At 72.4% G+C, this 13,895-nt stretch carries 12 protein-coding genes; 9 read left to right on the top strand and 3 right to left on the bottom strand.

Translation table 11 applies throughout. The annotated features are described in order from the left end of the window. Window positions 1-15: 15 nt before the first annotated feature. A complete protein-coding gene (locus ACZ5WG_RS07865; RefSeq protein WP_468721497.1) occupies window positions 16-855 on the bottom strand; it encodes a DUF3109 family protein in 840 nt (279 codons plus the stop codon). 63 nt (window positions 856-918) lie between these two features. On the opposite strand from ACZ5WG_RS07865, the gene ACZ5WG_RS07860 reads away from it, so the two are divergent. The 4 genes from ACZ5WG_RS07860 to ilvD all read left to right on the top strand — a co-directional run bounded on the left by ACZ5WG_RS07860 (window position 919) and on the right by ilvD (window position 5,987). Continuing rightward, on the top strand, window positions 919-1,848 hold the full coding sequence (locus tag ACZ5WG_RS07860) for a Ppx/GppA family phosphatase (protein ID WP_468721495.1): 930 nt from the start codon (window positions 919-921) through the stop codon (window positions 1,846-1,848). A gap of 707 nt (window positions 1,849-2,555) precedes the next feature. After that, window positions 2,556-3,392: a sugar phosphate isomerase/epimerase family protein gene (locus ACZ5WG_RS07855; RefSeq protein ID WP_468721493.1), complete on the top strand. Its 837-nt coding sequence runs from the start codon at window positions 2,556-2,558 to the stop codon at window positions 3,390-3,392. After that, on the top strand, window positions 3,389-4,006 hold the full coding sequence (locus tag ACZ5WG_RS07850; protein ID WP_468721492.1) for a TetR/AcrR family transcriptional regulator: 618 nt from the start codon (window positions 3,389-3,391) through the stop codon (window positions 4,004-4,006). The genes ACZ5WG_RS07855 and ACZ5WG_RS07850 overlap by 4 nt, the downstream gene beginning before the upstream one ends. Window positions 4,007-4,139: 133 nt before the next feature. Continuing rightward, window positions 4,140-5,987: a dihydroxy-acid dehydratase gene (gene ilvD, locus ACZ5WG_RS07845; protein ID WP_468721491.1), complete on the top strand. Its 1,848-nt coding sequence runs from the start codon at window positions 4,140-4,142 to the stop codon at window positions 5,985-5,987. A gap of 335 nt (window positions 5,988-6,322) precedes the next feature. Here the strand turns inward: ilvD and ACZ5WG_RS07840 are convergent, their stop codons facing one another. Further along, window positions 6,323-8,476: a protein kinase domain-containing protein gene (locus ACZ5WG_RS07840; RefSeq protein WP_468721489.1), complete on the bottom strand. Its 2,154-nt coding sequence runs from the start codon at window positions 8,474-8,476 to the stop codon at window positions 6,323-6,325. Window positions 8,477-8,583: 107 nt separating this feature from the next. Here ACZ5WG_RS07840 and ACZ5WG_RS07835 point away from each other — a divergent pair, with 107 nt between their 5' ends. The 5 genes from ACZ5WG_RS07835 (at window position 8,584) to proC (ending at window position 12,112) form a co-directional block, all read left to right on the top strand. Continuing rightward, complete coding sequence (locus tag ACZ5WG_RS07835) at window positions 8,584-8,886, top strand: SH3 domain-containing protein (RefSeq protein ID WP_468721487.1); 303 nt, start codon at window positions 8,584-8,586, stop codon at window positions 8,884-8,886. 82 nt (window positions 8,887-8,968) lie between these two features. Further along, window positions 8,969-9,511 (top strand): hypothetical protein, encoded by a 543-nt coding sequence (locus tag ACZ5WG_RS07830; protein ID WP_468721486.1) that lies wholly within the window; start codon window positions 8,969-8,971, stop codon window positions 9,509-9,511. 85 nt (window positions 9,512-9,596) lie between these two features. Beyond that, window positions 9,597-10,454, top strand: a complete 858-nt coding sequence (locus ACZ5WG_RS07825) for an ABC transporter ATP-binding protein (protein WP_468721484.1) — start codon at window positions 9,597-9,599, stop codon at window positions 10,452-10,454. Next, window positions 10,451-11,203 carry an ABC transporter permease gene (locus ACZ5WG_RS07820; RefSeq protein WP_468721482.1) on the top strand — a complete coding sequence of 251 codons (753 nt, stop codon included), beginning with the start codon at window positions 10,451-10,453 and terminating at the stop codon, window positions 11,201-11,203. The genes ACZ5WG_RS07825 and ACZ5WG_RS07820 overlap by 4 nt, the downstream gene beginning before the upstream one ends. Window positions 11,204-11,302: 99 nt before the next feature. After that, window positions 11,303-12,112 carry a pyrroline-5-carboxylate reductase gene (gene proC, locus ACZ5WG_RS07815; protein ID WP_383505835.1) on the top strand — a complete coding sequence of 270 codons (810 nt, stop codon included), beginning with the start codon at window positions 11,303-11,305 and terminating at the stop codon, window positions 12,110-12,112. A gap of 77 nt (window positions 12,113-12,189) precedes the next feature. On the opposite strand, the gene trpS is transcribed toward proC, so the two are convergent. Beyond that, window positions 12,190-13,188: a tryptophan--tRNA ligase gene (gene trpS / locus ACZ5WG_RS07810; RefSeq protein WP_468721481.1), complete on the bottom strand. Its 999-nt coding sequence runs from the start codon at window positions 13,186-13,188 to the stop codon at window positions 12,190-12,192. Window positions 13,189-13,895: the final 707 nt, after the last annotated feature.

Here is a 13,895-nt window from a genome sequence, read left to right as displayed (position 1 = left end):
GGTAGGCCGGGTCGGCTAGGCCGGATCCGCGGGGTGCGGGGCCATCGGCAGCAGCGAGGACAGCCGTGCCTCGCACAGCTTCACGAGGGCCTCGTACCCCTCCTTGCCCATCAGCTCCGTCAGCTCGGCGCGGTACGACACGTACACCGGCTCGCCGGCGCCGTGCGCGGACGTCGCCGACGTGCACCACCAGTGCAGGTCGTGCCCGCCCGGACCCCAGCCGCGCCGGTCGTACTCGCCGATCGACACCTGCAGCACCCGCGTGTCGTCCGGCCGGTCGATCCAGTCGTACGTCCGGCGGATCGGCAGCTGCCAGCACACGTCGGGCTTGGTCTCCAGCGGTTCCTGGCCGCTCTTCAGCGCCAGGATGTGCAGCGAGCACCCGGCGCCGGCGGGGAACCCCGGCCGGTTCAGGAAGATGCACGCGCCGTCCCAGCGGCGGGTCTGCTTCTCCCCGTCGTCGTCGTGCTGCGTCCAACCGGTCTCGCTGCCGACGTCGTGGAACTGCCACAGCTCGGGGGTCAGCCGCGCCACGTGCTCGGCGACCCGCTTCTCGTCGTCCTCGTCCGAGAAGTGCGCGCCGAGGGTGCAGCAGCCGTCATCGGCCCGGCCGGCCTGAATGCCCTGGCAGCCGCTGCCGAAGATGCACGTCCAGCGGGAGGTCAGCCACGTCAGGTCGCAGCGGAAGACCTGCTCGGCATCGGCGGGGTCGGGAAACTCCACCCAGGCCCGCGGAAAGTCGAGCCCCTTCTCGTCGTCACGCGCGACCGAGGCTTTGGCCTGGGGCTTGGCCTTCTTCGCCTTCTTGGCCTTCTCGGCGGGCTTGGACTTGTTGGCCTTCTTCGTATTTGGCACAAACCCAAGCCTAAGCGCCCCTTACGCCACCCATACTCCAGCCGCACAGTAGCGTTTCCTCGTATGAGACTCGGTGTCCTTGATGTGGGTTCGAACACGGTCCATCTGCTGGTGGTGGACGCGCACCCCGGCGCGCGCCCGCAGCCGGCGCACTCGCACAAGGTGGAACTGCGGCTGGCGGAGCTGCTCGACGAGGCCGGAGCGGTCACCCCGGCGGGCATAGAGCGCCTCGTATCGGTGATCGGCGAGGCCGCGCAGGCCGCCGAGGACAAGGGCTGCGAGGACGTGCTGCCCTTCGCGACCAGCGCCGTACGGGAAGCCACCAACGCGGACGAGGTCCTGGCCCGGGTGAAACTCGAGACCGGCATCGACCTCCCCATCCTCAGCGGCGAGGACGAGGCACGGCTGACGTTCCTCGCCGCCCGCCGCTGGTTCGGCTGGTCCGCGGGCAAGCTGCTGGTCCTCGACATCGGCGGCGGCTCGCTGGAGATCGCCTACGGCATCGACGAGGACCCCGACGCGGCGGTCTCGCTGCCGCTGGGCGCGGGCCGCCTCACCACCGGCTGGCTCCCGGGCGACCCGCCGGACGCGGCGGACGTACGGGCGCTGCGCCGGCACGCACGGGCCCAGATCGCGCGGACGGTCGGCGAGTTCAGACGCTTCGGGGCGCCGGACCACGTGGTGGCGACGTCGAAGACCTTCCGGCAGCTGGCCCGCATCGCGGGCGCCGCGCGCTCGGCGGACGGGCTGTACGTACAGCGGGACCTGACGCGCAAGTCCCTGGAGGAGTGGGTTCCCAGGCTCGCGGCGATGACGACCGCGCAGCGGGCCGCCCTCCCGGGCGTCTCGGAGGGCCGCGCGTCCCAGCTGCTGGCGGGGGCGCTGGTCGCGGAGGGCACGATGGACCTCTTCGGCGTCGACGAACTCGAGATCTGCCCGTGGGCCCTCCGCGAGGGCGTCATCCTGCGCCGCCTGGACCACTTGCCGTCCTGAGGCGGTCCGCGGCGGCGGCGCGGGCGGGGTACGGGGCTTGCTGCACGGGGCTTGCGGCGCGGGCGGGGCCATCGCCCCCTCGCTCCACCACCCCGGTGCGGGCCCGCCAGCCCCCGAGCGGGGTCGGCGTCGGCAGTATTTCGCGCAGGCAGGCGCTGCCCGGAAGGCCGGGGAACCGGGGCGGCATGCCTGCGGGGCCCGATCAGGGACGGTCCGGGGGTTTCCCGCCAGTCCCATCGTCTCTCCGTGTCGGGACGGGCCCTCAAGGGCGCTTCGCGTCGCTTCGCGAGGGCCTTCGGCCCCCTTGACCGCCCGTCCCGCCCCGGAAAGACAAGGACTGTCGGGAAGCCCCCGAAAGGACGGTCACCTGGGCACAGGCCTTGAGCAGGGCGGCATCAGCGATCTCGCGGCTTGGTTCCGGGGGTCCGGATGCCCGGCCGGGGCCCATGAGCAGGCCCGTCCCGGGTCGGGGCCGGCCCGGCCGGAGCCGGACAGCGACCAGAACACCATCGGGGTCGGGCAGGCGGGTGCCACGCGGCAGATCGCTACGCGCTTCGGCCGGTACGGCGGCCGGCGGCCGTCCGGGCTCGTTCATGAGGAGTGCCCTCCACCGCCCGCCGGGACCGTGGCGTGTGCCCGGCAGGCCGCTGCGGGCCGGCGTGGCCGGCGTCACGGTCCTCGGCGGCTGCGCCCCGTACCCTGTCCCCGTGGCAAAACCAGTCCGGATCCCGACCGCGAAAGTCGCCCTCTCCACCGCCTCCGTGTACCCGGAGTCGACGGCGACCGCCTTCGAGATCGCCGCGCGCCTGGGGTACGACGGCGTCGAGGTGATGGTGTGGACGGATCCGGTCAGCCAGGACATCGATGCGTTGCGGCGGCTGTCGGACCATCACCAGGTGCCGATCCTGGCCGTGCACGCCCCTTGTCTCCTCATCACCCAGAGGGTGTGGTCCACCGATCCCTGGACCAAGCTCCAGCGGGCGCAGGCCGCGGCCGAGCGGCTGGGGGCCTCCACCGTCGTCGTGCACCCGCCCTTCCGGTGGCAGCGGCAGTACGCGCGGGACTTCGTCAGCGGCATCTGGCGGATGGCCGACGAGACCGACGTCCGGTTCGCCGTCGAGAACATGTACCCGTGGCGGTACCGGGACCGCGAGATGCTGGCCTATGCCCCCGAGTGGGACGTCACTAAAGACGATTATCGGCATTTCACTGTTGATCTTTCGCATACCGCGACCGCCCGAACGGACGCGGCCGCGATGATCGACCGCATGGGGGACCGCCTCGCGCACGTGCACCTCGCCGACGGCAACGGCTCGGCCAAGGACGAGCACCTCGTCCCCGGCCGCGGCACCCAGCCCTGTGCCGAGCTGCTGGAACGTCTCGCCACCACTTCCTTCGCCGGGCACGTCGTCATCGAGGTGAACACCCGCCGCGCGATGTCCTCCGCGGAGCGCGAGGCCGACCTCGCCGAGGCCCTGGCCTTCACCCGGCTCCACCTCGCGGCCAGTGCCGGTGCCGCCCCGGTTCGGACCCCCCGGCCATGACGGAACCGGTCAAGCCGCGCCGCGGGCCCGGCCGGCCCCGGCAGGACGAGGCCGACGACGGCCCCGGCACCCAGGAGCGGATCCGGCTCGCGGCCCGCGAGGTGTTCGCGGAGCGCGGGTACGACAAGACGTCCGTACGGGGCGTCGCGAAGGTCGCCGGCGTGGACCCGGCGCTGGTCCACCACTACTTCGGCAGCAAGGACGACCTCTTCGCCGCCGCCATCGAGGTCACGATGGAGCCCGCCCTCGTCGTCCCCGCGATCGTGGGGGAGGGCCCCGAGGGCATCGGCGAACGCCTGGCCCGCTACTTCCTGGGCATCTGGGAGAACCCGGTCACCCGGGCGCCCATGCTCGCCGTCGTCCGCTCCGCCCTCACCCACGAGGCCGCGGCGGCGGTGCTGCGCCGGCTGATCCTGCGCCGGGTCCTGGAACGGGTCGCGGCCGACCTCGACGTGCCCGACCCCACCTTCCGCGCCGAGCTCGCCGCCTCCCACATGATCGGCATCGCGCTCCTGCGGTACGTGGTCCAGGTCGAGCCCCTCGCGTCCGCCGACCCGGAGGCCATCGTCACCCTGGTCGCGCCCACCCTTCAGCGTTACCTGACCGAGGAATGAGCCGCCCGTATCGGCATGCGGACCACCTGTCCGCATCGCGGGCCAGGGGCGTAGCCTCGTAACCGAGCCATATCCACAGTCGTAAAGTCGCGGCCGGCGCCTCGCGCCACCGCACTCATGGGGAGTGAACCCGATGCCCGAGCTGAGGTCCCGCACCGTCACCCACGGCCGCAACATGGCGGGCGCACGCGCCCTTATGCGTGCGTCGGGCGTAGCGAGCGAGGACATCGGGAAGCCGATCATCGCGGTCGCCAACTCGTTCACCGAGTTCGTCCCCGGGCACACGCACCTGGCCCCGGTCGGCCGGATCGTCTCCGACGCGATCCGCGCCGCGGGCGCCATCCCGCGCGAGTTCAACACCATCGCGGTCGACGACGGCATCGCCATGGGCCACGGCGGCATGCTGTACTCCCTGCCCTCCCGCGACCTGATCGCGGACAGCGTGGAGTACATGGTCGAGGCGCACTGCGCCGACGCGCTCATCTGCATCTCCAACTGCGACAAGATCACGCCCGGCATGCTGATGGCCGCCATGCGCCTCAACATCCCCGTCGTGTTCGTGTCGGGCGGCCCGATGGAGGCCGGCCAGGCCATCCTCGTCGACGGCACCGTCCGCAAGCTCGACCTGATCGACGCCATGGTCGACGCCTCCAACGAGAACGTCTCCGACGAGGACGTGCTGCGGATCGAGGAAAATGCCTGTCCGACCTGCGGGTCGTGTTCGGGCATGTTCACCGCCAACTCGATGAACTGCCTCGCCGAGGCCATCGGCCTGGCCCTCCCCGGCAACGGCTCCGTCCTCGCGACGCACACCGCCCGCCGCGCCCTGTACGAGGACGCCGGCCGTACGGTCGTCGAGATCACCAAGCGGTACTACGAGCAGGACGACCACTCGGTCCTGCCGCGCTCCATCGCGACGCGCCAGGCCTTCGAGAACGCCATGGCCCTCGACATCGCCATGGGCGGCTCCACGAACACGATCCTGCACCTGCTGGCCGCCGCCCAGGAGGCGGGCCTGGACTACGACCTCACCGACATCGACGAGGTCTCGCGCCGGGTCCCGTGCCTGGCCAAGGTCGCCCCGAACGTGGCGCCGGGCGGCACGTACTACATGGAGGACATCCACCGGGCCGGCGGCATCCCCGCCATCCTCGGCGAGCTGCACCGCGGCGGGCTCCTGAACAAGGACGTCACGACGGTCCACTCCGAGAACCTGGAGGACTGGCTCGCGAAGTGGGACGCCCGCAGCGGCACCGCCTCGGACGTGGCCATGGAGCTGTGGCACGCGGCCCCCGGCTGCGTGCGCTCCGCCACCGCCTTCTCCCAGTCCGAGCGCTGGGACACCCTCGACCTCGACGCCGAGGGCGGCTGCATCCGCTCCGTCCAGCACGCGTACTCCAAGGACGGCGGGCTGGCCGTCCTGCGCGGCAACATCGCGGTCGACGGCTGCGTCGTGAAGACGGCCGGCGTCGACGAGTCGATCTGGACCTTCGAGGGCCCGGCGGTCGTCTGCGAATCGCAGGACGAGGCGGTCGACAAGATCCTCCGCAAGGAGATCAAGGCGGGCGACGTCGTCGTCATCCGGTACGAGGGCCCGCGCGGCGGCCCCGGCATGCAGGAGATGCTCTACCCGACGTCCTTCCTGAAGGGCCGCGGCCTCGGCAAGGTCTGCGCCCTGGTGACGGACGGCCGCTTCTCCGGCGGCACGTCGGGTCTGTCCATCGGCCACGCCTCCCCGGAGGCGGCCTCGGGCGGCAACATCGCCGTCGTCGAGAACGGCGACCGCATCCGGATCGACATCCCGAACCGTTCGATCGAGCTCCTGGTCGACGAGGCCACCCTGGCGGCCCGCCACGAGGCCCTCGGCGGCGTCTACGCCCCGAAGAACCGCGAGCGCAAGGTCTCCGCGGCCCTGCGCGCGTACGCGGCGATGGCCACGAGCGCCGACAAGGGCGCAGTCCGCGACGTCAGCCAGCTTTGACGCGGCCCTCGCACCGCGCCGCGGGCTTCGGGCCGTTGCGCCGGACTCCGTCCGCCGTCGCCTGAGCGGCAGCCACTCCGCCCCCCGGGTCCTCCCGGGGCGGGGCGGGGCGCCGGGGAACGGTGGAAGGGCGGGCAGGGGGCAGCCCCGCGCAGCGGCACCCCGAGGGCCCGGCCGGTGGCTCATCCGGACGGGCCCGGCCCCGGTCACCTCCGAGCGGGCCCGCCGATCAGCTCGGCGGCGTTACCCCCGGTGGGGCCCGCCGGGGAGCGGGCCCGCCGATCAGTTCGGCGGCCTTACCCCCCCGCTGGGGCCCGCCGGCCGGTCCGGGGCCGTCACCATCCGGCAGGGTTACCGGCGTCGACGGCGAACACCGACCCGTCGGGCGCCGTCGCGTACACCCGCCCGTCGGCGGAAACGGGCGCCGGCAGCGCCGCCGCGAACCCGTCCCGCCCGTCACCCATCCGCGGCTTCGTCTGCCCCACCAGCCGCCCGTTCCCCGCATCGACCGCCAACAGCCGCCCATCCGGCGCCGCCAGGTGGATCCGGCCGTCGGCCGCCACCGGCCGGGAGGCCACGGCCAGGCCGGTCTCCAGCCGCCACTGCTCCTTCTCGGCGCCCACCGCGACCAGCCCGCCGGAGACCCCCACCACGTACACGACGCCGTCCGGGCCCACCGCAGCCTCCGCGTCGAACAGCGGCGCCGACAGCCGGACCCGCCGTACGGCGTGAGTCGTCACGTCCACCCGAACCACCGCACCGGTCTTGCTCCCCGCGTCGCTGTCCAACAGGTACAGCCCGCCGTGCGCGGCCCCGACCGGCCGCAGCCGCCCCTCGGTCCGCAGCTGCCAGCGCAGCGTTCCGCCCGCCGTGTCCACCGCCGCGAGCTGCGTCGTACCGCCGCCCCCGTCGGGCGTCGCCACGTACATCACCGGCGCTCCGGATTCCCCCGGTCCGCCCCACCACACGGAGCCCACCCCGCCGAGCTGTTTCGTCCAGCGCGGGGCGCCGCTCGCCGCGTCGAGCGCGGTCACACTCCCGTTCGGCGGCACGAGCAGCACCTGCCCGCCCGCGGCCACCGCCCGCGCGCCGTCCGGCAGTTTCCGCTTCCAGCGCTCGGCGCCCGTCCCCGGATCCAGCGCCTGGAGCGTCCCGCTGCCCGGGGCGACCGCGAGGACCAGCCCGCCCGCGTGCAGCGGCGCGCCGTCCGTCGCCGTCCCGGCGGCCGGGGCCGCGGCTGCCTTCACCGACCACAGCACCGAGCCGTCCGCGGGGTCGAGCCGCGCCGCGGTCAGACCCGGCCCCGCGCAGTACAGGGCCGCCTCCCAGGAACAGGAGCCGGGACCGGTCCGGTTGCCGGCCCCCGGCGCGCCCAGCGCAACCGCCCACGGGACGAAGGGCTTCGAGGGCACGGGACCGGCCTTCGCGGCGGCGGTCTTCCCCGGCGGTCCGGCACCGGCCGCGAAGTACAGGTACCCGCCCAGGGCACCGCCCGCCACCACCAGCCCGACCGCCGCTGCCACGGCCACCCGCGCCCTGCGCCGCCCACGACCGGGAGGCCCGGACTCGACACCGAACCGCTCCCTCCGGTGCGTGGCCTCGGCGGCCGCCGCCGTCTCGACCGGCGGCCCCGGTCGCGGTCGCGTGATGAACGTCTGCGTGTCCTCGGAGGTCGGGTACGCCACGGCCCGCATCTCCGCGATCAGCTCCTCCGCGGTGGGCCGGTCCGCCGGCTCCTTCGCCAGGCACCGCGCGACGAGCGGTACGAGCTGCTCCGGCAGCCCGCTCAGGTCGGGCTCGGCGTGCACGACCTGGTACGCCACGAGGTAGTGGCTGTCGGAGTCGAACGGCCCGTGCCCCGTCGCCGCGTGGACGAGCACCGCGCCCAGGGCGAAGACGTCCGCGGCCGACCCCACCTCCCGCGGCCGCTGGAACTGCTCCGGCGCCATGTACGGCGGCGTCCCGATCAGCTTCCCGGTCTCGGTCCGCAGATCGCTGTCCGCGGGCCGTGAGATGCCGAAGTCGATGACCCGCACCCCGTCCGGGGCCATCAGCACATTGCTGGGCTTGAGGTCCCGGTGCACCACGCCCGCCCGGTGGATGTCCCGCAGGGCCTCCGCCAGCCCGGCGGCGAGCCTGGCCAGTTCGACGGGGTCCAGCACCCGCTCCCGTACGCGCTCGGCGAGCGTCGGGGCGTCGATGAACAGGGTGGCCATCCACGGCCGCTCGGCATCCGGATCGGCATCCACGACGGGCGCGGTGAAGGCTCCGCTCACCCGCCGGGCGGCGGTGACCTCCTGCCGGAACCGGGCCCGGAACTCCGGATCGACCGCATGCTCTGCATGCACGATCTTGACGGCGAGTTTCAGCCCCGAACCGGAGGTGGCCAGATGGACGACGCCCATCCCGCCGGAACCGAGCACCGATTCGAGCCGGTACTGCCCGGCGTACTCCGGAAAGCCCACGTAGTCCGCGCGCAGCGAATGCACCGCTCACCACCCCCGCCGGAGCCTAGTCGATGACCCGTACGAATCTCCAAGGGTCCTGCTACCCTGCGCGAGTTGCGCACGGCAACACCCGTGGGGGGAGATTTCGCATGTCGACAGAGAATGATTCCAGCCAAGTCCAGAGCCTCGCAGCCGACTCCGGATTCCCGACGTTTCCGGTCGCTCCGGGGTACCGCGTGAACGTCCGCAGCGGCCCGGGCACCAACTACTCGGTGATCGACGTCCTGCCCTACGGGGCGTCCGTCGCGATCCGCTGCCAGTGCGACGGCACGACCGTCTCGGGCCCGTACGGCACGTCGGACGTCTGGGACTGCGTCGGCAACGGCCGGTTCGTCTCCGACGCCTACGTGAAGACGGGCAGCGACGGCTACGTCGCCACCCGCTGCGGCTAAGCGGCCTCGGGCCGCCTGGCGGCCCCGTCTGCCACGTGAGACAACCCCGGCCGGGTCGGCGGGGCGGTGGATAATCGCTGGTGTGAGCGACGACCAGCGAGACCAGACCCCCGCCGAGCCGGCCGCGCAGGTTCCTGCGGTTCCCGCCCGCGTTGACGGGCCCGAGCCCGAGCCGATCCGGTTCTTCGGCACCACCTGGGTGAACCACGACGGCGGCTACGCGCTGCTCCGCGTCGGCCTCGCCGTCGGCTCGCTCGTCACCGCCGTGGCCGCGGCCGTCCTGCTCCGCCTCGCCTACGAGGGCCTGGAGATCGGCAACGTCGGCTCGTTCCTGAGCATCTCCGTCGTCGTCCTCTTCGCGATCGCGAGCTCCATCGCCTTCGTCAAGACCTGGGACTCCTTCAACCGCCGTCCCGCCCCGTCCTCCGACGAGGCCGCCCTCAAGGGCCTGAAGACGATCGGTTTCATCGGCTCCCTCATCGCGTACTTCCTGCGCTGCCTCGCCGAGGCCCCCGGCGAGAAGCTGCGCCGCGCCGAGTACGAGCGCGCCACCGCCGAATTCGCCCGCCGCCGCAGCACCCGTACGGGCAACCCGGCCGCGCGCCGCCCCAAGCGGAAGAAGTAGCCGGCCCCGCCCCTTCGGCCGACCCGCCCCTTCGGCCGCCCCGTCCTGTTGACGCCCCGGCACCGCCAGGAGCATTATTCATCACATGATGAATAATCGAGAGCGAGAGCCCGGCACGGCCACGGCAGAGGCCTCGTCGCAGATCTCGGCGCAGGCCACCGCCGAGGCCACGGCCACCGCCGTGCACGCCCGCGGACTCACCGTCCGCCGCGGCCCCGGCCGCGCCCCGCGCACCGTCATCGACGACATCTCCTTCGACGTCCCCCGCGGCCGCATCACCGGCCTCCTCGGGCCCTCCGGCTGCGGCAAATCCACCCTCATGCGCTCCATCGTCGGCACCCAGGCCCACGTCACCGGCACGCTCGACGTCCTCGGCCGCCCCGCCGGCCACCCCGGGCTCCGCTCCCGCATCGGCTACGTCACCCAGGCCCCCTCCGTCTACGACGACCTCACCGTCCGCCAGAACCTCGACTACTTCGCCGCAGTCCTCGACCCCGGCCGCGCCGCCGCCGGACGCCGCCGCGCCACCGTCACCCGCGCCATCGCCGACGTCGACCTCACCACCCACGCCACCGCCCTCGCCGGCGACCTCTCCGGCGGCCAGCGCAGCCGCGTCTCCCTCGCCGTCGCACTCCTCGGCGCCCCCGAGCTGCTCGTCCTCGACGAACCCACCGTCGGCCTCGACCCCGTCCTGCGCCGCGACCTGTGGAACCTCTTCCACGACATCGCCGCCACCCGCGGCGCCACGATCCTCGTCTCCTCCCACGTCATGGACGAGGCCGAGCGCTGCCACGACCTGCTCCTCATGCGCGAGGGCCGCATCCTCGCCCAGGACACCCCCGACGCACTGCGCACCCGTACGCACGCCGCCACCGTCGAGGAGGGCTTCCTCCGCCTCGTCGACGAGGCCGACACCCTCGCCGCCCAGGAGCCGACCCCGTGAACAGTGCCCGCACCTCCGCCACCGCCGCCCGCGTCCTGCGCCAGCTGCGCCACGACCCGCGCTCCATCGCGCTGATGCTCCTGGTCCCCGTACTGATGCTGACGCTGCTGCGTTTCGTGTTCGACGGCGGCGACACCGGTGGGGGGCCGCGCACGTTCGACGGCATCGGCGCGTCCCTCCTCGGGATCTTCCCCCTCATCACCATGTTCCTGGTGACCTCGATCGCGACCCTGCGCGAACGGACCTCCGGCACCCTCGAACGCCTCCTCGCCATGCCGCTGGGCAAGGGCGACCTGATCGCCGGCTACGCCCTCGCCTTCGGTGCCGTCGCCGTCGTCCAGTCCCTCCTCGCCACCGGCCTCGCCCTCTGGCTCCTCGGCCTCGACGTCGTCGGCTCCCCCTGGCTGCTCCTGCTCGTAGCCCTCCTCGACGCACTCCTCGGCACCGCGCTCGGCCTCTTCGTCTCCGCCTTCGCCGCCAGCGAGTTCCAGGCCGTCCAGTTCATGCCGGCCGTGATCTTTCCCCAGCTCCTGCTCTGCGGGCTCTTCGCCGCGCGCGACACCATGCACCCCGTGCTCGAAGGCATCTCGAACGTGCTGCCCATGTCGTACGCCGTCGACGGCATGACCCAGGTCCTCACCCACACCGACATGACCGCCGACTTCGTCCGCGACGCCGTGATCGTCGCCGCCTGCGCGCTGCTCGTCCTCGCCCTCGGCGCGGCCACCCTCCGCCGCCGTACGCCCTGACCGCACTGCGGACACCGCCTCGCCGCCGCGCGCACGGGTGCAAGGATGAGTACGGAGAGCAAGCACACGTGCAAGAAAGTTCGGCGAGGTGAATCGGGCATGACCCAGACAGTCGCAGTCCTCGGTACCGGCAAGATCGGCGAGGCCCTGCTCAGCGGAATGATCCGCGGCGGCTGGCCCGCCTCCAAGCTCCTCGTCACCGCCCGCCGCCCCGAACGGGCCGAAGAGCTCCGCGCCCGCTACGGCGTCGAGGCCGTCAGCAACGCCGAGGCCGCCAAGCGCGCCGACACCCTCATCCTCACCGTCAAGCCGCAGGACATGGGCAAGCTCCTCGAGGAGCTCGCCCCGCACGTCCCGGCCGACCGCCTGGTCATCAGCGGCGCCGCCGGCATCCCCACCGCCTTCTTCGAGGAGCGGCTCGCCTCCGGCACCCCCGTCGTCCGGGTCATGACGAACACCCCCGCCCTCGTGGACGAGGCCATGTCCGTCATCTCGGCCGGCAGCCACGCCACCGCCGAACACCTCGCCCACACCGAGGAGATCTTCGGCGGCGTCGGCAAGACCCTGCGCGTCCCCGAGTCCCAGCAGGACGCCGCCACCGCCCTCTCCGGCTCCGGACCCGCCTACTTCTACTTCCTCGTCGAGGCGATGACCGATGCCGGCATCCTCCTCGGCCTGCCCCGCGCCCAGGCCCACGACCTCATCGTCCAGGCCGCCATCGGCGCCGCCGTGATGCTCCGCGACAGCGGCGAGCACCCGGTCAAGCTCCGCGAGGCCGTCACCTCCCCGGCCGGCACCACCATCAACGCGATCGTCGAACTCGAACGGCACGGCGTACGGGCCGCCCTGATCGCAGCACTCGAAGCAGCCCGCGACCGCAGCCGCGAACTCGCCTCCGGCAACAGCTGACACAGCCGGCCCAGCCGGGACAGCCGGCAGAGAGGTACGGGCCCCCGCTCGAGCGGGGGCCCGTACCTCTGTCTCCGTCAGGGCTCCAGCAGCCCGATCGCCCGGTACGCCCGGTCCACGACCGGCCGCGCCAGCGCCCGCGCCCGCTCGGCCCCCTCCCGCAGCACCTTCTCCACCGCCGCCGGATCGGCCGCCAGCTCGGCATGCCTCTGCTGCACCGGCCGCAGCAGCTCCACCACCGCGTCGGCGACATCCCGCTTGAGCGCCCCGTACCCGCTGTACTCCTCGGCGAGCGCGGCCGGATCCCCGCCGGTGCAGGCGGCCAGCACGTCCAGCAGGTTCGCGACCCCCGGGCGCGCCGCCCGGTCGTAGACGACCCCGCCGTCCCCGCTGTCGGTCACGGCCCGCATGACCTTCTTCCGGATCACCCCGGGCTCGTCCAGCATGAACACCACGCCGGGCCCCGCCCCGCCGGACTTCCCCATCTTCGACGTCGGCTCCTGCAGGTCCATGACCCGCGCGGCCACCTCCGGCAGCGTCACCTTCGGCACCGTGAACGTGTGCCCGTACCGCTGGTTGAACCGCACCGCCAGATCCCGGGCCAGCTCCACGTGCTGCCGCTGGTCCTCACCCACCGGGACCTCCTCGGTCCCGTACGCCAGGATGTCGGCGGCCATCAGCACGGGATACGTCAGCAGCGACAGCCGCACGCCCTGCCCGGAGGTCTGCGCCTGCGCGGACTTCTCCTTGTACTGGACCATCCGGCGCATCTCCCCGTCGGTGGCGGTGCACTCCAGCAGGTACGAGAGCCGGGTGTGCTCGTCGACGTGGCTCTGCATGAACAGGGTGCATTTCTCCGGGTCCAGCCCGGAGGCGAGGAACAGCGTCGCCGCCTGCCTGCTGAGCCGGCGCACCCGCGCGGGATCGTGCTCGACGGTCAGTGCGTGGAGGTCCACTACGCAGAACAGCGCCTCGTCCGGCGCCTGGTCGGCGGCGACCCACTGCCGGACGGCCCCCAGGTAGTTCCCCAGCGTCAGATGCCCGGACGGCTTGATCCCACTGAAGATCCTCGTCATGTCCTGTCTCCCTGTTCGTGGCTGGTGTCGGGACCGCCGCGTCGGGCGACCGAGCCACTCCCGGGAGGGAGAAACAGAAACGGCCGCCGTAAGCGGCGGCCGTGAGCGCATGCGTGCTCGCGTGGAAGGTCGGCCGCCGTCAGGCGGCCCACCAGCAAAGGCTGAGCGTGAGCGCATGCGTAGTCATGGACCCCAGGCTAGCTCCCAGGGGTGCCCCCTGTCCTGCAGTTGACACGCGAGTCCGAGATCCGTAAGGTTCTTCGAGTTGTCCGACGTGAGCGCCGACTCCGGTCGGTCCCCGGACAGCCATCCCGCACTACACATTCGAACGAACGACGCACTGTGTCGTCTCGTTTTCATGCGTATTTGCGAATGAGGAATCCACGTCCAAGGACGCAGTCATGGACGCAGCCGCCGATTAGGTTCGGGGGCAAGGAATCCGCTACTGTCTCACTCGCCGCAAGGGCCCAACAGCCCAAGCGGCGGAACCCGCTGACTGGGAGTCAGGCCCGAAAGGATCTGATAGAGTCGGAATCGCCGGAAAGGGAAAACGCGAAAGCGAAGGACCTGGAAAGCAAGCGAGACTGACTCTGATAGAGTCGGAAACGCAAGAACGAAGAACGAAGCCCGGAGGAAAGCCCGAGAGGGTGAGTACAAAGGAAGCGTCCGTTCCTTGAGAACTCAACAGCGTGCCAAAAATCAACGCC

The sequence above is a fragment of the Streptomyces sp. NPDC032745 genome (assembly GCF_055579465.1).
The sequence above is the reverse complement of the archived record's forward strand: the minus strand, read 5'-3'. Positions and strand labels throughout refer to the sequence as shown.